Source organism: Providencia sp. PROV268 (assembly GCF_028477805.1).
Taxonomy (GTDB): domain Bacteria; phylum Pseudomonadota; class Gammaproteobacteria; order Enterobacterales; family Enterobacteriaceae; genus Providencia; species Providencia stuartii.
Map to the genome: position 1 here is coordinate 323388 of NZ_JAMPLW010000001.1, position 20782 is coordinate 344169.

The window sequence follows — 20782 nt, forward strand, 5'->3', positions numbered from 1 at the left end:
TTACTGTTCCTGTTTATGACCTGTTTTTTGGCTATTTTCATTCATATCTCTGTACACGCCTGCAAATGAAGTATTACCAAATGCACTGATCACGAGGCCCTTCATATCAAAGCGATAGGCTTGCAAACGTAAAGAGTAAGCGAGAGGTAAAACAGGCAAATCATCGCTCAGTAGCTGTTGGGCTTGATGATAGTAATCAATACGGGCGGCAAGTTGCTCCGTTAACAGTGCTTTATGCAGTATTTCGTCAAAAGCAGGGCTGCACCAATGACTTAGGTTGGTTTGAGAAGCTATCGCGGCACAACTCAGCAAAGGACGGAAGAAACTGTCTGGGTCGTTACTGTCGGTCGCCCAACCCGCTAAAGTCATATCATGGGAGCGATCCATTAATTGGTTCTCTTGAAAACGGCCTTCGACAGAGCGAATATTCATGATAATGCCTACTTGCGCCAAATCAGCTTGGATAAGCTCAGCCATTTTTAATGGGCTAGGGTTATACGATTGTGATGAAACAGGTACCCAAAGGTCAAGTTGCAAGTTTTCCAGTCCTAGCTCTTGTAACATTTTTTTGGCTAACTCGGGGTTATAATCAGTCACTTTGGCTTGATTATCATAGGCCCAAGAAGCTCGAGGCAAAATCGAAGCGGCAGTTTCTGCTGTGCCGTAGTAGATAGATTGCATCAAGCGATCATTATTAATGGCATAAGCGATGGCTTGGCGCACTTTGAGTTGGTCCAAAGGGGGCTTGCTGGTATTGAAAGCCAAATATGCGATATTCATGCCTGAACGCATTGATAGGCGTAGACGTGGGTCATCACGTAACACTGACAATTGGCTGGCGGCAGGGTAAGCCAACACATCGCATTCGCCAGTGAGCAATTTTGAGATTCTCCCCGTACCGCCTGCGCCCATATCAATAACCACTTCTTTCATGCGAGGTTCACCCTTCCAGTAGTTATCATTACGAAACAGACGGACAAATTGGCCTGCTTGATAGTCATCAAGGCGAAATGGTCCGGTGCCGACAGGGCGCCAATCAATCATCTCTTGGCGATTAATTTGAGCGAGGTGATCGGCATATTCAGCCGATAAAATAGGCGCATAGTGGGTCGCTAAGTGCCATAGAAAAGAAGCATCAGGGGCATTCAGACGGAATTCAACCGTATAATCATTTAATTTACGAATACTTTGTACGCTATTGGCAAATTGCAAACTATCAAAATAGGGGTAGTGACCGCCATTAATGTAGTGATAAGGATGATTAACTTCAAACATGCGAGCGAAGCTAAAAACAACATCATCGGCATTCATATTACGTGTTGGAGTAAACCACGGTGTTTGCTGAAATTTGACATCTTTACGCAGTGTTAATCGATAAGTTGCGCCATTATCCAGTACCTCCCAGCGTGACGCCACTTCCGGAATTAACCGATAGGTAAAAGGGTCAACATCTAGCAGGCGATCATAAATTTGCGCTGCCAAGGGGTCGACAATTAGGCCACTACTGACTAACTGGGGATTGAAAGTGGTAACAATGCCATTAACACAATAGATAAAGCCGTTTTGGCGGATGTTTTTGGGAACATCATTCGCCGCAGTATCCTGATATGACACATCGTTAGCCTGAGCGACCAGTGAAAAAGTAAATAGAAGCCAAAGAATTATTAAGCGCATAGCACTGATATCGTTAACCTTAAATATCCTATTGTAGCGTAAAAAGGGGCTGACAGGATATAAGCAAAAATAGTGTTTATTTTTAGGACAAGCAGGGCCGTCATGAATAGAAAACAGTCTGAAAAAGGAAAATAATATTATTAAAATTCATCTAATTATACTTAAATGAGAAAAAATCTCATTAAACTGCTTTACAAATGGTACTGATAACTATTATCATTCGCTTTGCCTCCTAAGCAAAAAGCTTGTGGTCAGGCATGACATTGCTCACATTGCTTCCAGTGTTTTTTTATAGCCAGCATGGGTGCTGGCTTTTTTTTATCTCAAAATAGATAGATTATACATATCAAAACGGATAAGGGTCGGCTAGTGTATTAACCCAACAGCTTGTAAATCCTTTTCTTCAACATTGCCTTGTAAAGTACACATAATTTTAACCGTGTTATTTTCCTTGTTGGCTTCGATAAAAAACAGTTTTTCAGCGGAATCACCAACAGGGATCAGGCCGCTAACTGGCGTGAGGTTTTTTTGCCAAGGTTCAGAAATCGCATTTCGCATTTTTGAATTGGCGACAAAATAGCCAGCCCCTTCAATCAGGGGGATGTGCTGAGATAAATGTTGAATGACATCTTGTTCTGGCATGGATGTTTCAAACCCCCAGTAATAAAACCTTCCCCCAATCTGGTTATTAGAAATTTCTTTATAACGTTCAAGATCAATAGCAATGGCGATAAAGTGGGTAAGTTCTAAACCATCTTTAGTGGTGTATTGCAAAGGAATATTGATGCCTGATTGACTAAATAATTCAGCGATAGTGATATTTTGGGGGAGCATTGCGAATTCTTGGTTATGTTTTATCTCTTCAAAAAAACGACTATCGCATGCAGAAAGTGCTTTTATAATACCGATTGCATGTGCAGAGTAAGTGCAACTTATCAATAAAGAGAATAAAATCATTTTTTTTATGATAGCCATTTTATACCCTCAAAAATATAGCCATAAACAGTGACAAAACGGTCAATGACAAGTAACGTATAAAATAAAAATTAAGTGATTAGCTTTCGTAATGTTAATTAAATTAAACTCAGTTAACTTGATAGCTCTACTTGCAGTTTATTTCACACTTATTAGGTGTACGTATATTTACTAATCGAGATGTTAGCCATTTATCCTTTAATGTAATAGTAGAGTGATATATGAAGATTAACAATATTTAAAAAATCACATCGGCTATTTTAGTTCGGTCATTATTTATCTACTCAATTATGTTGTACACAACAAATAAAAATATACGTTCTTACTCCCCCTACGAATAATACTATTAATAGGGAGAAAAGATAGTTTATGGATTAATCACTCATTAATTGCAAATGTGGCTACTATTGCCGAGAAATAGCATTTAAGTACTGTTAAAGACAATCATGCCATGTTCAGTCAGCTTTGTTTTGACGTTGACTGAAACGGATATTTAACACCATAAGAGATAAATAACAGAGCTTTTAATTTATTTTAGTATCATATCGATTTAATTATTAGTTGATAAATTATCAAGATTAATTTGATGTTTTTTAATTAACCCACGTAGCTGATCATAACTTAGAGATAACCGCTGAGCGGCTTTACGCTGATTAAATTGGCTCTGTTGTAAAGCTTGCTCAAGTAATTGTTTTTCACTTTGCTGCTGCCAAAGGCGTAAATCACATGGCAAAGAGGGTAATGATATTTTTTGCTCTGGTATCTTTTCAGGGTTTGAGAGGGCGGCGAGTTTCTCACCAAAAGGGTCAAAAATAATTGTTTCAACAGGCGCATCATTATCTTTATGCCGATAAACGGAACGCTCAACCACATTTTTTAATTCACGAATATTACCCGGCCACGGATATTGCTCTAACGCTTGCTGTGCTTTTGGACTAAAGCCGCTGAAATATGGGCGTTTGAGTTCACCACACATTGCGATGGCAAAATGTTCGGCTAAGAGCATGATATCGGACACACGCTCACGTAAAGGTGGAATACGGATCACTTCAAAGGCTAACCTATCAAGTAGATCTGCCCGAAAGCGGCCCTCTTTTGCCAATTCAGGTAAATTTGCATTTGTCGCACACACTAAACGCACGTTGACTTTCAGAGATTGACTGCCACCAACACGTTCAAGTTCGCCATATTCAATAACACGAAGAAGCTTTTCTTGTACGGACATAGGCGCAGTAGCAAGTTCATCGAGGAACAGCGTGCCTTTATCTGCCCGTTCGAAACGACCTTGATGGCGTTTTTGAGCGCCCGTAAATGAGCCTGCTTCGTGGCCAAATAATTCAGAATCTAGCAAATTCTCATTGAGTCCACTGCAATTTAGGGAGATAAAGGGTTCTTGCCAACGAGGAGAAAGGTAGTGTAGGCGATCGGCAATTAGCTCTTTACCTGTACCGCGCTCACCAATGACTAATATGGGTTTATTTAGTTGAGCCAGTTCAGACGTCCGTTCAAGTACATCTAAAAAGTTAGATGAGTTACCAATAATTGTATCATTAGTGTTTTTCATGGTTATTTTTACCAATAGTTGGTTTTGTTGGCCTATTTAAAATATAGTCTAGATTGACGCTAATGAATACAAAAATAATTTATTGGTTATAATTCAATGTGTTATGTATTTTTATGAAAGTTGGCACGCTGATTGCAGTAAATTAATCGTAATAGAACGAATGTCCTTGTCACAACGTTATGTGGCGGATGAAAACAGTTAAACGGAGCATCACGTATTGGTTGGAAGCCAAAATCGGGTTGAGGCTCTACTGAATGATAAAATCCATCAAGAGGAAATAAATAATGGGTATTTTTTCACGTTTTGCCGATATCATTAATGCAAATATCGCATCTTTGCTGGACAAAGCAGAGGATCCGCAAAAAATGATCCGCCTGATGATTCAGGAAATGGAAGACATGCTAGTTGAAATCCGTTCGACATCGGCTCGTACTTTAGCGGAGAAAAAAGGTTTAGAGCGTCGTATCGAAATGGGCGAAAAGCAAGTCGCTGATTGGCAAGAAAAAGCGGAATTGGCTCTTGTGAAAGATAAAGAAGATCTTGCGCGTGCCGCATTGATTGAAAAGCAAAAAGTCAACTCAATGGTTGATACCTTAAAACATGAGCTTATTATTGTTGAAGAGACGCTAACGCGCTTGAAAGGTGAAATCACTGAGCTTGAAAATAAATTGCAAGAAACGCGCGCTAAACAGCAATCCATGATGGTGCGTTTAGAAGCGGCACAATCTAGCCGTAATGTTCGTCGTCAACTCGATAGTGGTAAGTTAGACGAAGCAATGGCACGTTTTGAGCAGTTCGAACGCCGTATTGACCATATGGAAGGTGAAGCTCAGAGCTACGGTATTGGTAAACAAAAATCATTGGAACAACAATTTGCTGAATTGAAAGCAGATGATGAAATTAGTGAACAATTAGCGGCATTAAAGGCTAAAATCAACACTAATAAAGAACAGTAATTTTGTAATCCCTAAACCTTAGCGTAGCGAATGGCTGCGCTAGGGAAGGCGGATACCACCATTTGATATAAGGAAATGTGATGGGCTATGTTTTTCTGTCTCTCGTACTGATTGTTTTTCTCATTTTTATTCTGCCGTTTTGGTTGTGGTTACACTACAACAAACAGAATAACAGGCAGGGGAGCCAGCTAACAGAAAATGAAATCCAACGTTTAACTCAGCTTGCAGAGCAGACACAACGTATGCAACAGCGCATTAAAACGTTGGAAGATATTCTGGATGCGGAACATCCTAATTGGAGGCAAAAATAATGACCGATTTTCGCAATCGCCAATTATATCGATTAACTGACCGTCGTGTTTTTGGCGGAGTGTGTGCCGGTATCGCACAATTTTTTGATTTACCGGTTGCCTTAGTCAGGGTGATTGCCATATTGGCACTCTTTATGAGCTTTGGATTAACACTGGTCTTATATATCGTCATGTGTTTTGTGCTACCTAAAGCTCCAAGTGGTTATCAAGGTCAAGATGTTAGTGTTGAAGTTTCAAAACTATTTAATGAGATTGATGCACAGTTAAAATCAGGTGAACTACGCTTACGCCAAATAGAGCGCTATGTCACCTCAGATACCTATACCGTTAATAGTAAGTTTCGTCATTTATAATTAATGTGCGCCCTCACATTTCGGGGAATAAGACTTTTGTTTTATTCCCTAAAATGTCTATCCAACGCTTAAATTCATGCGGTGGCACTATGCAAACGAATATTAAACGTAAACTCAAACAACAAGCCAAAAAACAAGCACTCAGTAAAGGGTTGAAGATAGTTGCAACACTTGCCATAACTTATGGGCCAGGAGGTATTCTTGGTAAAATACTCAAAATAGTAGGCAGTAAGTGGGTCATCGGTTATTTAACAAAACGGATAGTAAAATAATCGTATAAAATACAGTGGTTATTGACTGAACCGTATAAAAACAAATTGCACTCAACAAATTAGTGATGCTGAATTTATGCTAAATTAGGCATCAATAATATTTGAGCGAGTGGGAGAAATATGAAACGGCTGCAAAATGAATTGACGGATTTGGTGAATCGTAGTGTCGATCGCCATGTTAGGCTCGCCGTAACTGGGCTGAGTCGTAGTGGAAAGACAGCATTTATTACTTCTCTTGTAAATCAGCTATTAAATGTAAATAGTGGTGCGCGTTTACCGCTATTTTCAGCCGCACGAGATAACCGTTTACTGGGTGTAAAACGGATACCGCAGCGTGACTTTTCGATCCAGCGCTTTACGTATGATGAAGGGATCGCACAATTATATGGTCATCCCCCTCAATGGCCAACGCCGACACGCGGTGTCAGTGAAATACGCTTGAAATTACATTATCGCTCAGAAGACTCATTTTTTCGTCATTTTGTTGATAACTCTTCTTTATATCTGGAAATTATCGATTATCCAGGGGAATGGTTACTCGACCTTCCTATGCTTGATCAAAGCTACTTAGAATGGTCTTCTCAAATGAAGACCTTACAAAAAGGAGAGCGAGGTAAGCTTGCGCAAGCATGGTTAACATTATGTGAGTCATGTGACCCACTCGCACCCGCCGATGAAAATTTACTCGCGGCAATTTCCACGGCCTACACCACGTATTTAGAAGAGTGTAAAGCGCAAGGCCAACATTTTATTCAACCCGGACGTTTTGTACTTCCAGGGGAGCTTGCTGGAGCGCCAGCATTACAGTTTTTTCCATGGCCGAATATCGAAAAATATGGTGAGAAAAAACTGGCGCAAGCCGATAAGCATACCAACATTGGTATGCTACAGCGTCGCTATCAATATTACTGTGAGAATGTTGTAAAAGGCTTTTATAAAGACCATTTTCAACGGTTTGATCGGCAAATTGTTCTGGTGGACTGTTTACAACCTTTAAACAGTGGTCCGGACGCATTTAACGATATGCGCATGGCTCTGACACAGCTAATGCGTAGCTTCCATTATGGTAAACGAACGCTACTAAGACGTATGTTTTCCCCCTGCATAGATAAGCTGCTATTTGCTGCAAGTAAGTCTGACCATGTCACGCCAGATCAACATGCTAACCTAGTGTCGTTATTACAGCAGTTGGTCCAAGAGGCTTGGCAAAACGCAGCATTCGAAGGAATTAGCATGGATTGTATTGGTCTTGCGTCTATCCAAGCCACAGAGAGTGGTATTGTTGATTATCAAGGTGAAAAGCTGCCAGCATTAAAAGGGGAACGTTTGAGCGATGGTCAATTGATGACATTCTATCCAGGGGAGGTTCCAAAAAGGCTTCCGAGTGAAGTCTTTTGGCAAAAGCAGCGGTTTGAGTTTGAAAACTTCCGTCCTCGGCAAACACCGTTAGATCAGCCGTTACCTCATATTCGGATGGACAGTGCACTGGAGTTCTTGTTGGGAGATAAATTGAAATGAATGAACCAATCAAACAACGAGTTGATTTTTCCGAAGAAGATATAGCAGCAGAGGCTGAAAAACTCAGAAAAGCACGCCACTTTGATCCGCAAGAGCAACATAAATTTACGCCCGTAGAAATTGAGGCCGAGCAAGATGAGCAAGAAGGTGAGGTTGAAAGTTTAATTAACGAAGCGCTTAAGCCTAAAAGGAGTTTCTGGCGTAGGCTAGTCGGAACGGCAGTTGGGATTTTTGCTGTGAGTGTGATGGCTCAGTTAGGTATCTGGATCCACACGTCATGGGTCACGCAAGATTGGACTGCATTGGGTACAGCAGCCGCAGGAGGACTAATTGTCGTTGCAGGTGTCGGATCAATTGCCACAGAATGGCGGCGTCTATATCGCTTAAAAGAGCGGGCTCAAGAGCGTGATATTGCAAGGGAATTGCTACACAGCCATGGCATGGGGCAAGGGAAAGTCTTTTGTGAAAAACTGGCAAAACAGTCGGCACTTTCGGAGCAGCATCCCGCAGTGCAACGTTGGCAGGCTACGATACAGGAAACACACAATGACCGTGAAGTGGTTGAGTTGTATAGCAAATTAGTTCAGCCGATTCTTGATGAACAAGCACGTAAAGAGATCAGCCGCTCGTCGGCCGAGTCTGCTCTGATGATTGCGGTTAGCCCACTTGCCATTGTTGATATGGCATTTATTGCATGGAGAAATATTCGCTTAATTAATAGAATTGCTGCAATTTACGGTATTGAATTAGGGTATTACAGCCGCATTCGACTCTTTCGAATGGTATTAATTAACATTGCTTTTGCCGGAGCGTCAGAGCTGATCCGTGAAGTGGGTATGGACTGGTTATCGCAAGATATTACGGCTCGTTTATCTACTCGTGCCGCACAAGGCATTGGTGCAGGGCTATTAACCGCCAGATTAGGGATTAAAGCGATGGAGTTGTGTCGCCCATTGCCGTGGATTGATGATAAACCGCGTTTAGCTGATTTCCGAGGGCAACTGCTGAGCCAAATAAAAAATGCGGTTCCGAGCAAAAAAGACGCTAAATAAAAGTCTCATCGCTGGCAGGTGTGATTGACAGTAAAGTACACTTGCCAGCCTAAAAACAGAAAGTGGTTATCTTTACTACCATCCCTGATTATTACTTGTTGTCGTAATAGCAATTTTTGCCATTTTCCCACGTTGTAAATTATTAGTGTCAACAATATGTGACACATGTGCTGTATTCTTACCGTAAATCAAGCTAAAATATTAGATCTATATTGTTTCTGCTAAAGGTTTTTATCCATGCGCCTCGAAGTGACTTGCCAAGACCGTATCGGTCTAACTCGTGAATTGCTTGATTTATTGGTCCTACAGAATATTGATCTTAAAGGCATTGAAATATCGGCGCAGAGACGGATATACCTCAATTTTACGCCTGTTGATTTTCAGGTGTTCAGCACGTTAATGGCAGAAATTCGTCGTATTAATGGCGTAATTGATGTACGTCGTATCTTTTTCATGCCGTCTGAGCGGGAGCATAAGGCGGTGTGGGCGCTATTAAACTCATTCCCTGAACCAGTTTTATCCATCGATAATAAACTAAACATTGAATTGGTTAACCCAATGTCATTACAAATTTTTGGCGTGGATGAAACCAAGATAAAACAAAAGACTTTCTCGCAACTGGTTAGTAACCATGGTTTACAACGTTGGTTTGAGCGAGAAGAGCCTGAGCCTTATACGGAAAGAGTAACCGTAAAAGGAAATGACTATTTAATGCAAGTCACGCCAATCATCTTAGCGGATGAAAATGGCAAGTCACACTGTACTGGTGCTGTTTTATTACTAAAATCAATAGCGATATTAGAAAAACAGCGCAAGCAAATTGTGGGTGCAGATGTGGATGGTTTTGACCTTATCGTTGCCAGTAGCCCCGCCATGTCACATGTTGTCGAACGTGCTAAACGTATCGCAATGTTAGATGAGCCTTTATTGTTAGTTGGGGAAACGGGAACAGGTAAAGATATGCTAGCCAAAGCGTGTCATTTGCATAGTGCACGCGGTAGTGCGCCATTTTTAGGGCTGAATTGTGCTTCAATGCCTGATGATGTGGTCGAAAGTGAATTGTTTGGTTATGCAGCAGGGGCATATCCGAATGCCTTAGATGGGAAAAAAGGGTTCTTTGAACAGGCAAACGGTGGCACGGTATTATTGGATGAAATTGCGGAAATGTCACCGCAAATGCAGATAAAACTATTGCGTTTTCTGAATGATGGAACATTTAGGCGCGTCGGTGAAGAGCGAGAAGTGAAAGTGGATGTGCGGGTCATTTGTGCCACACAAAAGAACCTGCCAGAGCTCGTTGCACAGAAAAAATTTAGGGAAGATTTATATTATCGCTTAAATGTTTTGAGCTTAACTATTCCTCCTTTACGTGAAAGACAAGAAGATATCCTGCCGCTAACCGAAGTTTTTGTCGCGAATTTTTCTAAAGAGCTAAATATCCCTAAACCTCGATTAGCACCTTCCTTAGTTGATTATCTAAGCCGCTATTATTGGCCTGGTAATGTAAGGCAGTTACGAAATGCCATTTATCAAGGCTTAACTCAATTAGAAGGGGATGTCCTGAATTCACATGATATTGATTTGCCAGAAATAGACAATTTACCAACGGTGGCTGTTGACTCTTTAAATGGTTCGTTAGATGAAATAACAAAACGTTATGAGGCATCGGTACTCGCACGTTTATATCGTGATTATCCAAGTACACGGAAGTTGGCAAAACGCCTTGACGTTTCCCATACCGCGATTGCGAATAAGTTACGCGAATATGGATTGAGCCAGAAAAAAGAGCAAGAATAACTTTTTTTGATGAGAAATGTGATCGTTGGCGATGATTTCATCACTGCGGGTATCTTTTAGCACAAAAAGCAAACTATACTGAGAATAACTGGATATTCATTTGAAAAACGTTAAAGCTGTATTTTGATTGATGATAACCGATATCGCAAGGCCGCCCGTGTGCCTGCAAGGAGTTGCTATGGATCAATTCGCTCTTAACTTTATTGTGAATACAAAACTACGTGAGTATCTCAATCAACGTCATTATAAAAATGATATGTTTGAGTCAGCGGCCTCGGCTGCTGAGTTATATTTGATGAATAGAGCGGCAGCCCGCTATTTAGAAAAACGCCATCGTTTCACATGGGAAGCCCTTGTTAAAAATGGCAATAAACCCCGTGATCTTATTATTGATATCCTCACATCCTCATGCCCCGCAAATAAAGAGCAGGCAATGAAAATCCTCAGTTGTTGTTCTCACTCGTTAGTCAATATGATGAGCGAAAATAAACTGTTTGCGAGTTTAGTGAATGCTAAACAGGGCAAGCCACTGAATTGGCTCTATGTGGAATAGTTGATGGGAATAAGCAGCCGGTTTTTAGGCTGGCTGCTATTGAGGATTACTTCAATGCAGCAAGTGCTTTGTCATAATCAGGTTCTTCAGTGATCTCTGGAACTAACTGGCTATAAATCACTTTATCATTCTCGTCTAATACGACAACAGAACGTGCTGTTAACCCTTTTAGTGGGCCACTCGTCATCGCAACGCCATAGTTTTTGGCAAACTCAGGGTGACGGAAAGTAGAAAGAGTGACAACGTTGTCTAAACCTTCTGCGCCACAAAAACGTGCTTGTGCAAAAGGCAAGTCAGCAGAAATACACAGGACAACAGTATTGTTGAGGTCATTGGCGAGTTGGTTAAATTTGCGTACAGATGCAGCGCAAACACCAGTATCAACACTTGGGAAAATGTTCAGAACTTTACGTTTACCTTTGTAACTTTCCAATGTTGCTTCAGAAAGGTCTTTAGTCACTAAGGTAAATGCTTTTGCTTGATGGCCAGGTTGTAAAAATACACCATCAACGGTGACTTCATTACCTTTTAACTTGACGGACTGTGACATATTATTTTCTCCCATATATGAGCAAGTTTGTGAAACTACGAATATTATTATTGATGAGCTTGCTAGCGACCAAGCTAGCACTAGATGAATTCAATAGCAACATAACACAACCAATTTGCTTTGATTGCTAATTAAGTGCTTATCTCATTATTTTAAATCAAGTGATTTTCCATAGGGAAAGCACAATACCTAGAAAGGGTTAAAGTGGTGAGAAAAGAGTCTGTCATCGGAAACAGATTAGAGTAGAGTATATAGATTTTTAAACAATGAAAGAATATGATGCCTAAAGGGTTCTTGGTCGTTTTGTGAAGCCATCAACCTCTAGCTAAGATATTTTATTAGTCATAATATGTAGAATATCTTTTATATTTGCTTAGCTGATTTTTCGGTCTCGTAGCACGAAATTGTCAGTTAACCTTATTTGCTAATACGACAGAATCCCAAAATGCATAAACGCTCACTTTCATCTTTAGCTATTATTTTTACAGCGATGTTTACCGCTGCTCCTGCTGTTTCGGCTGTTATTCCTGCTGGTACAGTACTGGCAGAAAAGCAAGAGGTGACCCGTCATCTAAAAGATGAACCGGCATCCTTAGATCCGATAAAGTCTGTTGGGCTGACTGAAGCTCAGGTTATGCGTGATTTATTCGAAGGGTTGGTTAATCAAGATAGTCATGGGAAACCTATCCCCGGCGTTGCGCAAAGTTGGAGCACGACGGATAATAAAACGTGGATGTTTAAGCTACGTCCTGATGCGCGTTGGTCAAATGGTGACCCTGTGACAGCCGACGATTTTGTATATAGCTGGCGTCGGTTAGTTATGCCTGAAAATACCTCACCGTTTGCGTGGTTTGGTGCCCTTGCTGGTATTAATAATGCACAACAAATTATTGATGGGAAATTACCTGCCGACCAACTGGGGGTAGAAGCCATTGACAAACGAACCCTTAAAATTACGCTTGATAAGCCAATTCCTTATTTCCCATCCTTAACGGCTAACTTTAGCTTATTCCCTGTTCATGCTAAGACGGTCGAAAAATATGGTGCGGATTGGATTAAAGTTGGTAATTTAGTGGGTAATGGTGCATTTATATTATCGGATAGAATGGTTAATGAAAAAATTGTGTTAACACCAAATCCATTCTACTGGGATCATGCAAATACTGTGATCACAAAAGTGACTTTTGTTCCTATCAACCAAGAGTCAAATGCAACAAATCGCTATTTAGCGGGGGATTTGGATATTACAGAATCTTTCCCTAAACAACGTTATCAAAAATTACTGGCAGATATTCCTAATGAGGTTTTCACACCTGACCAATTAGGCACTTATTACTATGCATTTAATACACAAAGAGCGCCAACTAACGATGCTCGTGTGCGTAAAGCCTTATCAATGACGATTGATCGTAATTTGATTGCTAAAAAAGTATTAGGTACAGGGGAAAAGCCAGCAAATCGTTTTACGCCAGACGTGACAGCCGGATTCAAACCGCAAAAAGGGATGTATGATAATGCTTCCCAAAAAGAGTTAGATGAAAAGGCAAAAGCGCTATTGCATTCAGCAGGCTATGGGCCTAATAACCCGTTAAGATTGGTTCTTCTGTATAATAGTTCGGAAAATCACCAAAAAATTGCCATTGCTGTGGCTTCAATGTGGAAGAAAAAATTGGGGGCTGAAGTTAAGCTAGTCAACCAAGAATGGAAAACCTATATTGATAGCCGCAATACGGGGAACTTTGACGTCATTAGGGCATCTTGGATAGGGGATTTTAATGAACCCTCTACCTTCTTATCGTTATTAACCGCTCAACACAGTGGCAATATCCCCAAATTTAATAGCAAAAGATATGATGAGGTGATGGCTTCGGCGAGTATTGAGACAAACGAAGAGTTGCGTAACCGTTATTATAATCAAGCGGAAGAAATAATCGCTCAAGAAGCACCGATTGCCCCAATATATCAGTATACGAATGGGCGTTTGATTAAGCCATGGTTAAAAGGGTATCCAATAGAAAACCCTGAAGATGTGGCATACAGCCATAGTTTTTATATTATTGAACACTAACGCCATACGCAGCCTATATATTTTTATATGGGCTGTTTTTTTGGGTGTAAAAAAGAAAAAGCTCCTTCCGCTGGAGAGACAGAAGGAGGACCAAAAAAGGAATAAACACTACAAAGTGAATACTAATGTAGTCCGATGTTAATTTATTGTTCTTTTGTGGCAAAGTAATGTTGGTATTTAGCAAAAATGGCGGTTGCAAAACAAATCGTTCGCTTTTACTGACTATACTTTCATTTGAACGCATTATTCTTACGTATTATCTGATAGCTGTCTGTTAATTAAACAAAATTTTATATGTTACGTCGAATAAGCGAAGAGAATATACTCGCTTTGATGTGCCATATTAATATAGGCGTTAGGCTGGATAGTAGGGACTTGCGAATTTTGTTATGACTACCATGATGAATAGATAATAAGCAGGTATGGTGAAAATATGGAGAATAATAAATATTCTAAATGTGATTTAACAGTACCATACTGATATTTCAAGCTTTGGTAGGGCTTATTTGAGATAAGCTAATAAGCAAAAATAGGCGTTATTCAACCTATATTTTATGTTACCTATATATTCAATCTAATCTAAGATATTTTTTATATTATCGATACGATAAAACCGTGAATTGGGTCAACGCTATTTTTCACCTTGATATTTCCGGCACATTCCCTCTATGCTATAACGATAACTGGCTTAAAAGGAAGGAGATAACGGCATGGCGTTGATTTATGGCTCATTATTTCAGAGTTCAAACCCTGTACATGCATTCCAATTAAATGGAGAGGGTGGATTTATTCCCCTTGATGTTAACGCGAGTGCCACTCAACAATCTCCTTTTTGGCTACATTATGATTATAAAAATCGAGAAAGTGAGCAATGGATCCAAAACTCAGAGCTGTTTAGCGAACAAGTTAAAGCCGCGCTTTGTGGCCATGCAGGTCGTTGGCGAATTTTGAGAGTTGGCGATGGCATTTTATTAACATTGCAAACGTTGAACACTAATGCAGGCCAGCGCCCTGAACAGCTAGTCGCTTTCCGTGTCTTTATTAACAGTCGATTGATTATTTCAAGTCGCCATAGAAAAGTAAATTCGCTCGATTCAGTTATTATTGACTTACAAGAAGGGGTTGGTGCGCAAAGTACCGGAGATTGGCTGGTGGAAGTTGCGGATGCGATTACTGATGAAATCAGCGACTTTACCGATACTTTACATGAACGTTTAATTGGGATGGAAGATACCATTTTGAATGGTGAAATCCCTGAGCGCGGTGAACTCGCGTTATTACGCAAACAAATTATTGTGATACGTCGCTATATGGCACCACAGCGGGATATGTTGGCGCGTTTGGCGACAGAAAAGCTATTATGGATTGATGATACCGATAGGCGGCGGTTGCAGGAAATTTCCGATCGTTTAGGGCGTTGTATTGAGGATTTGGATGGTTTTGTTTCGCGTACAGCAATTATGTCTGATGAAATCACCAATATGATGACCGAAATGATGAACCGTCGTATTTATACGATGTCACTACTTGCGATGATTTTTTTACCAACAACTTTTTTAACAGGGTTATTTGGGGTCAATTTAGCAGGTATTCCTGGCAGTGAATTTAGGTTTGCATTCAGCGTATTTTGTCTCTTATTGGCGGTATTAATTGGTACTGTTTTTTGGTGGTTGAGAAAAAGCCGTTGGCTTTAAAAAGAAAGTTATCTGTGTTAACCCACCCTTGTTTGAGATAAATCAATAAAAGGTACGTTGATTTGGGGCACTATTAATTCCGCAGGTGAATGCAACGTTGAGCGATGAACGTTGTGCTCCATAATTGTAGTTTTTCTCATATTGAGTTCTTGTACAGAATAATTGACCACTGTAATGCCGATGTATATTGCATCGGCTTTTTTTTATTCTAAATTTACCTTCAATCCATTCACATTGTAGAGAATGCAAAACGGATATTTGTTGGGGTAGCGACATTCAGGTGCGCAACATGATACAAATAAGTATCTTGCCACCTTCATACAAAGTGATGGTGGCAATGGCGTTATTTCACCTCAATAACATTCAGGCGTTCCGCAGTAAATTCAGGCCTATCGTCATCATCAACTTGGTGTTGTGTGGGGATTTCTTCTCGATCAAATGCTAAATCGCCACCATTGATGACGGTATCGCCATGAGCGACATTTTTAAAATCAAACAACTCAGTATCACATAAGTGAGAGGGAACGACATTTTGAGTGGCTCTGAACATCGTTTCAATACGACCTGGGTAGCGTTTATCCCAATCACGTAGCAGATCTTTAATTACTTGACGCTGTAAATTAGGTTGTGAGCCACAAAGATTACACGGAATAATTGGAAATTCTTTTGCTTGGGCGTAACGCTCAATATCTTTTTCTCGGCAATAAGCTAAAGGGCGGATCACAATATGTTTACCGTCATCGCTCATTAATTTAGGTGGCATACCTTTTAGTTTTCCACCGTAAAACATATTTAGAAAAAGAGTTTGTAAGATATCGTCGCGATGGTGGCCTAGTGCGATTTTAGTTGCGCCTAATTCTGTTGCGGTACGATATAAAATGCCTCTACGTAAACGGGAGCATAGTGAGCATGTTGTTTTCCCTTCTGGGATTTTCTCTTTTACAATCCCATAGGTATTCTCTTCAACAATCTTGTACTCGACTCCGAGGTTTTCAAGGTATTCGGGGAGAATATGCTCGGGGAAACCGGGTTGTTTTTGATCTAAGTTAACAGCAACCAACGAGAAAGAGATCGGTGCACTTTTTTGCAGGCTTTGCAAAATAGAAAGTAGGGTATAACTGTCTTTACCACCAGATAGGCAGACCATAATCCGATCGCCATCTTCAATCATGTTGAAGTCGGCAATGGCTTGCCCTACATCACGGCGCAATTTTTTTTGTAGCTTGTTAAAGTTATATTGTTCTTTCTGTGCGTTCATTTTCTACTGTTCTGTATCGTTGCTGATTATTGTTTAATTCAATGATTTTTAAGTTTTTTGTTTTTAATTGTCCTCATGGCCTATCATCTTGCTGTATCTTTTGTATAAGAAATAAGGCGCTTTATGGATGCGGGCAATAAACTCACTAACAAAAAACTTAAGGCAATCCTCGGTAAGGAAATTGCTAAGCCAGCCATAATAGCAGATGGACGAGGTCTTTCGATACAGGTAAGTCAAAATTGATCCATTTTAATAAATGAGGAGCTTTAGTAATGGAAGATAACTCAATTATTGTGGTGTTCATAACATAATGAAAAATCATAAGTTATAGTCAAAAGATTAAACTCAAATCTGTTAAATCCTAGAATCTTTAGGTATCGTAGCAACGCGCATTACAACCTCTAAAAAGCGTGGCTTTCATAGTGATAGAGGTACTTATATATCAATAAATTATATCGGTTGGCATGCGATAATGGCGGCATTAGTGACGGAGATTAGTTAGCCAAGGTATGTATGAATCTAGCCATAAAACAAATTGCATTAACACAACAGATAAAGCGATAACCCGCCATATCGATGGTTGTATCCATGTCATGCAAGATAGAAATAGAATCACAATAATGGATAAAAAAATCCTGACAAATAAAACGACTAACATAAGTGAATAGGCATGATTTACATCTAGCACTCGATATTTAAACACAAGTATCGAGGCAAACGTCATACTAGGAAGGATCAACATCCAAATCAGGAAAAATACAATGGCTAATGAATACCGACTTGTGCAGTATTTATGTAATTTACTCACCCAATACCCCAGATAAAAAATCAACTTAAGTCATATATTAAATAAATAAAGATCAAATGTCATCAAAAGTGTATTCAATGGTGATTAGTGAATAAAAAGTAGATTTTTCATTGGCTGATGCTGCTATGGCGTTTATCAGTCAAGCATAGGGTTTTTGACATCGTGTGTCGGTAAGAAATCAAAAATATTGGCTGCCACCATAAAGTGGTTTAGCTTTGATGTTGCGATTGGATTAGAATAAATTTTAGGGCAGTGAAAAATTATTAACGCATTAAAAAACAGCTAGAAATTCACAGTATATCTCGTTGATATTTTGATAATGCATTGCTTTATCAATTAGATATTAAAAAATACGATGGCATAGTTGCTAATAAAAGTAGCAATAACACATTAATATTGAGCGATTATTACTGTTTTTTTTGTAAAGCGCATGCTTGTTAACTTATTTAACTCATATTGTTAAATTTTATTATTCATCTAAAACTATTAATTATTAAATTTACTAGCTAGTCTTTATCATAAAATGATCATTAGAATAATACTAAGAATAACAAAAAATTAAATAACATTGGAAACAGTAGGGCGTTTAGCCCTGCTGTATATTCAGGGGTGAAGGAAGGACAGTCAATATCTATATCCAAGTTGGTTTTCCTGGTTTTTCAAAAACTTCAAGCAAATGTTTAATATCCACATCCAGTATACTAGAAACAATCATTAGGTGTTCCACATAAATAGAGACGCTTCCTTCTTCATATTGAATATAGTTTCGTTCTGATATTTTTAATGCAGCAGCCATGGCTTCCGTAGAGATACCTCGGGATGTACGTAGTTTTCTAATATAGTTGCCTAAAGCGATTCCTCTAAAGTTTGGTTGCTTCATGAGTCAATTATCCATAGCGTAAAATGTAAGGCTATTATCAGAAATAATATGATTAATTCAATAGTATTATTCTGCTAAAAAAGTGTATTTCATAAATTCAAAATAATCATATGGAAATTTTATATTTATCTAATAGTGAATTTGGCGATAAATGAATCTAAAAAATGTCAGATTTGTACAGTTATAGATATTAAAACTAATATCACTGGATAAATAATTTTTCTTAACATAAGAAAAGTTAAGTAAATCCACTTAGTACATGGTAAGAAATGACGAAAAATGAGGTAAATACAATTAAAAGTAAAAACGATAAATCTATCCCACTTTATCTGTTTCAAAAATAGAAGGTCTATTATCAATAAAGTATTTAACCTCATAAGATCACCTTACTCTATTTTGAGCTAATAATAGTAAGGTGCTATTTTCAAGGAAATGAATATTTATTATTCGCTTAAAGCAAAATCAACAGCTTTTTGAGCATGTAAAGCCGTTGTATCAAAAATAGGTACCGATGTATCATTTTGATCTACCAATAGCGTGATCTCTGTGCAACCCAAAATGATCCCTTCCGCGCCATTTTCAACCAGTGATGCCATAATTCGTTGATATTGCTTTTTAGATCCGTTAGTGATTTTTCCTAGGCACAGCTCTTGATAAATGATGTCATGAACAATTTTTCTATCTTGGTCGTTAGGTGTGAGCACAGATAAATTGTATTTTTCATGAAGACGATCTTTATAAAAAGGTTGCTCCATCGTAAAAGCCGTACCTAATAAACCGATTTTTCTAATGCCTGAATTGATAATGCGTTCGCCAGTCGCATCAGCAATATGCAGTAAAGGAATATTAATGTTATTCTCAATTTGCTCGGCAACTTTGTGCATTGTATTAGTACAAAGTACAACAAAGTCAGCACCTGCTTGCTCTACGTTTTTTCCTGCCTGCGCAAGGTATTGACCCGCAAGCTCCCATTGCCCTGCCGATTGCATATGTTCTATTTCAGCGAAATCGACACTATATAAAGCGATTTTTGCTGAATGAAGACCGCCAAGCTGTTGCTTGATGCCTTCATTAATCTGCCGGTAGTAAAGCAAAGTTGATTCCCAACTCATTCCCCCGATTAAACCAATTGTTTTCATATCCGTTTCTCCATTATATTTTTTATAGCTAAGAATACTTCTATAACAACTATTTTTTTAGGGCAATAGATTATTTAAGCTATTAAAATAACAAGTAGAAACTCTTAGATAAATTAAAAAAATAAAATGAAATGACGAAAAAAGAATAATTACGGATGAATCTTATGTATCAAAAAATGAGATTTGTCATGATATCGCCGAGAGGTAAGAACCTCTCAAAGCGATTTAAGGAGAAAAAATGCGTAAAGTTATTTCAGTTTCGGCTATAGCACTTGTTTCTGCATTAACAGCGTCATCTGCTTTTGCGGCAAAAACGGACATTTATAAGTGTGAAGATCAAAAAATTAGGGTTTCATTCCCTGATGAAAATACCGCTGTGATGCTTTATAGCGATGAACTTATCGTGTTAAAAAGCGCTCCAGCAGCAAATGGTGCTCGTTATGTTGGCGAAAACATGCAGTTGTGGTCTCATGGGAAGAATGAGTTTAATTTAGCCACAATTTCTGAAGATGATGTTGTTAACAATCGCATTACCGATGATAAAGGCCGTACTTGTAAATTAGTCAAATAATTAATGGAGTGTGCTAATTTATTTAGCACACTCTACTTTACTAATTATCGGTTATTGAAATTAAGGGATATTGGGGTCTAAATATAATTTAGCGGCAGGACGCGTTAATACTTGCTGATAATATTGTGAAATAGCAGGGGTGTTTGGCCTAATAATCGGTGTAAGCAACCAGCGATGTATAGAGAGTGCTAGAGTAATATCAGCTACCGTAAATTGTTTTCCATTAATAAAATTACCATTTTTTTCAAGCTCTGCTTCAAGCAGCAGCATTTTACTGTTCCACTCATCAGTACTTTTAGCTATCAATTCAGGGTACTGAATAAAACTATCACTTTTCCGAACAAGTGCCATAAAAGCAGCACGCCATGCGCTGTTTAGTTCAGTTGCTTGCCAATCCATCCATTTTTCAACGTCTGCTTTTTCTTCTGGGCTTTCAGGTAGTAGATCAAAGCGTTGTGCTTTGGTGGCAATATAGCGGCAAATTGTATTACTTTCCCACAAAATACCATTTTCGTGGATTAATACGGGGACGAGCCCATTAGGATTAAGCTTAAGATAATCAGCAGATTTTAGGCTTAACTCATCTCCCCATTGTGGCTCATGAATGAAGGGAAGTTGAGCTTCTTGTGCAGCCCACAGGACTTTGCGAACATTGATTGATGTGGTACGACCTAGGATCTTTAGCATAACGGCCTCGAAAAGCATCAATAAGAAATAATGGGAATAACATAGCTCTATAGGAAGCGCAATTTAAATGTGGTGATATCAGCTAAAAGCGCCATTATTGCT

19 protein-coding genes are annotated in these 20782 nt (G+C 39.1%); 11 read left to right on the forward strand and 8 right to left on the reverse strand.

Annotation, left to right across the window (positions count from 1 at the left end; translation table 11 throughout):
• The 3 genes from sapA to pspF all read right to left on the reverse strand — a co-directional run bounded on the left by sapA (window position 1) and on the right by pspF (window position 4213).
• Window positions 1-1674 carry an ABC transporter substrate-binding protein SapA gene (sapA, locus tag PR699_RS01655; RefSeq protein ID WP_004919235.1) on the reverse strand — a complete coding sequence of 558 codons (1674 nt, stop codon included), beginning with the start codon at window positions 1672-1674 and terminating at the stop codon, window positions 1-3.
• A gap of 366 nt (window positions 1675-2040) precedes the next feature.
• Window positions 2041-2649, reverse strand: a complete 609-nt coding sequence (locus PR699_RS01660) for a hypothetical protein (protein WP_272572862.1) — start codon at window positions 2647-2649, stop codon at window positions 2041-2043.
• Window positions 2650-3199: 550 nt separating this feature from the next.
• Window positions 3200-4213, reverse strand: coding sequence for a phage shock protein operon transcriptional activator (pspF, locus tag PR699_RS01665; protein ID WP_004919240.1), 1014 nt, complete (start codon window positions 4211-4213; stop codon window positions 3200-3202).
• A gap of 284 nt (window positions 4214-4497) precedes the next feature.
• Here pspF and pspA point away from each other — a divergent pair, with 284 nt between their 5' ends.
• The 8 genes from pspA to PR699_RS01705 all read left to right on the forward strand — a co-directional run bounded on the left by pspA (window position 4498) and on the right by PR699_RS01705 (window position 11025).
• Window positions 4498-5169, forward strand: coding sequence for a phage shock protein PspA (pspA, locus tag PR699_RS01670; RefSeq protein ID WP_004919242.1), 672 nt, complete (start codon window positions 4498-4500; stop codon window positions 5167-5169).
• A gap of 80 nt (window positions 5170-5249) precedes the next feature.
• A complete protein-coding gene (pspB, locus tag PR699_RS01675) occupies window positions 5250-5480 on the forward strand; it encodes an envelope stress response membrane protein PspB (RefSeq protein ID WP_004919244.1) in 231 nt (76 codons plus the stop codon).
• Window positions 5480-5833 (forward strand): envelope stress response membrane protein PspC, encoded by a 354-nt coding sequence (gene pspC / locus PR699_RS01680; RefSeq protein WP_014658236.1) that lies wholly within the window; start codon window positions 5480-5482, stop codon window positions 5831-5833. Before pspB ends, pspC begins: the two co-directional genes overlap by 1 nt.
• 89 nt (window positions 5834-5922) lie before the next feature.
• Entirely contained in the window at window positions 5923-6105 is a 183-nt protein-coding gene (locus tag PR699_RS01685) for a hypothetical protein (RefSeq protein ID WP_004919249.1), read from the forward strand.
• 120 nt (window positions 6106-6225) lie between these two features.
• Window positions 6226-7623: a YcjX family protein gene (locus PR699_RS01690; protein ID WP_004919250.1), complete on the forward strand. Its 1398-nt coding sequence runs from the start codon at window positions 6226-6228 to the stop codon at window positions 7621-7623.
• A complete protein-coding gene (locus tag PR699_RS01695) occupies window positions 7620-8675 on the forward strand; it encodes a YcjF family protein (protein WP_004919253.1) in 1056 nt (351 codons plus the stop codon). The genes PR699_RS01690 and PR699_RS01695 overlap by 4 nt, the downstream gene beginning before the upstream one ends.
• A 237-nt stretch (window positions 8676-8912) precedes the next feature.
• Window positions 8913-10472, forward strand: coding sequence for a transcriptional regulator TyrR (tyrR, locus tag PR699_RS01700; protein WP_014658237.1), 1560 nt, complete (start codon window positions 8913-8915; stop codon window positions 10470-10472).
• A 178-nt stretch (window positions 10473-10650) separates the two neighbouring features.
• Window positions 10651-11025, forward strand: coding sequence for a hypothetical protein (locus PR699_RS01705; RefSeq protein ID WP_014658238.1), 375 nt, complete (start codon window positions 10651-10653; stop codon window positions 11023-11025).
• Between the two features lie 46 nt (window positions 11026-11071).
• On the opposite strand, the gene tpx is transcribed toward PR699_RS01705, so the two are convergent.
• Window positions 11072-11575, reverse strand: coding sequence for a thiol peroxidase (gene tpx, locus PR699_RS01710; protein ID WP_014658239.1), 504 nt, complete (start codon window positions 11573-11575; stop codon window positions 11072-11074).
• A 445-nt stretch (window positions 11576-12020) separates the two neighbouring features.
• Here tpx and PR699_RS01715 point away from each other — a divergent pair, with 445 nt between their 5' ends.
• Window positions 12021-13643 (forward strand): ABC transporter substrate-binding protein, encoded by a 1623-nt coding sequence (locus PR699_RS01715; RefSeq protein WP_004919261.1) that lies wholly within the window; start codon window positions 12021-12023, stop codon window positions 13641-13643.
• Between the two features lie 710 nt (window positions 13644-14353).
• A complete protein-coding gene (gene zntB / locus PR699_RS01720; protein ID WP_004919264.1) occupies window positions 14354-15337 on the forward strand; it encodes a zinc transporter ZntB in 984 nt (327 codons plus the stop codon).
• Between the two features lie 343 nt (window positions 15338-15680).
• Here zntB and ttcA read toward each other — a convergent pair whose 3' ends face one another.
• From ttcA to PR699_RS01735, 3 genes are all read right to left on the reverse strand, one after another.
• On the reverse strand, window positions 15681-16595 hold the full coding sequence (ttcA, locus tag PR699_RS01725; RefSeq protein ID WP_014658240.1) for a tRNA 2-thiocytidine(32) synthetase TtcA: 915 nt from the start codon (window positions 16593-16595) through the stop codon (window positions 15681-15683).
• A gap of 1439 nt (window positions 16596-18034) precedes the next feature.
• On the reverse strand, window positions 18035-18283 hold the full coding sequence (locus PR699_RS01730) for a helix-turn-helix domain-containing protein (protein WP_004919272.1): 249 nt from the start codon (window positions 18281-18283) through the stop codon (window positions 18035-18037).
• A gap of 443 nt (window positions 18284-18726) precedes the next feature.
• Window positions 18727-19422 carry an aspartate/glutamate racemase family protein gene (locus PR699_RS01735; protein WP_014658241.1) on the reverse strand — a complete coding sequence of 232 codons (696 nt, stop codon included), beginning with the start codon at window positions 19420-19422 and terminating at the stop codon, window positions 18727-18729.
• Between the two features lie 238 nt (window positions 19423-19660).
• Between PR699_RS01735 and PR699_RS01740 the strand changes: the two genes are divergently transcribed.
• Window positions 19661-19993: an MliC family protein gene (locus PR699_RS01740; protein ID WP_014658242.1), complete on the forward strand. Its 333-nt coding sequence runs from the start codon at window positions 19661-19663 to the stop codon at window positions 19991-19993.
• Between the two features lie 60 nt (window positions 19994-20053).
• Here the strand turns inward: PR699_RS01740 and PR699_RS01745 are convergent, their stop codons facing one another.
• Window positions 20054-20680, reverse strand: coding sequence for a glutathione S-transferase family protein (locus PR699_RS01745; protein WP_036943877.1), 627 nt, complete (start codon window positions 20678-20680; stop codon window positions 20054-20056).
• Window positions 20681-20782 lie beyond the last annotated feature (102 nt).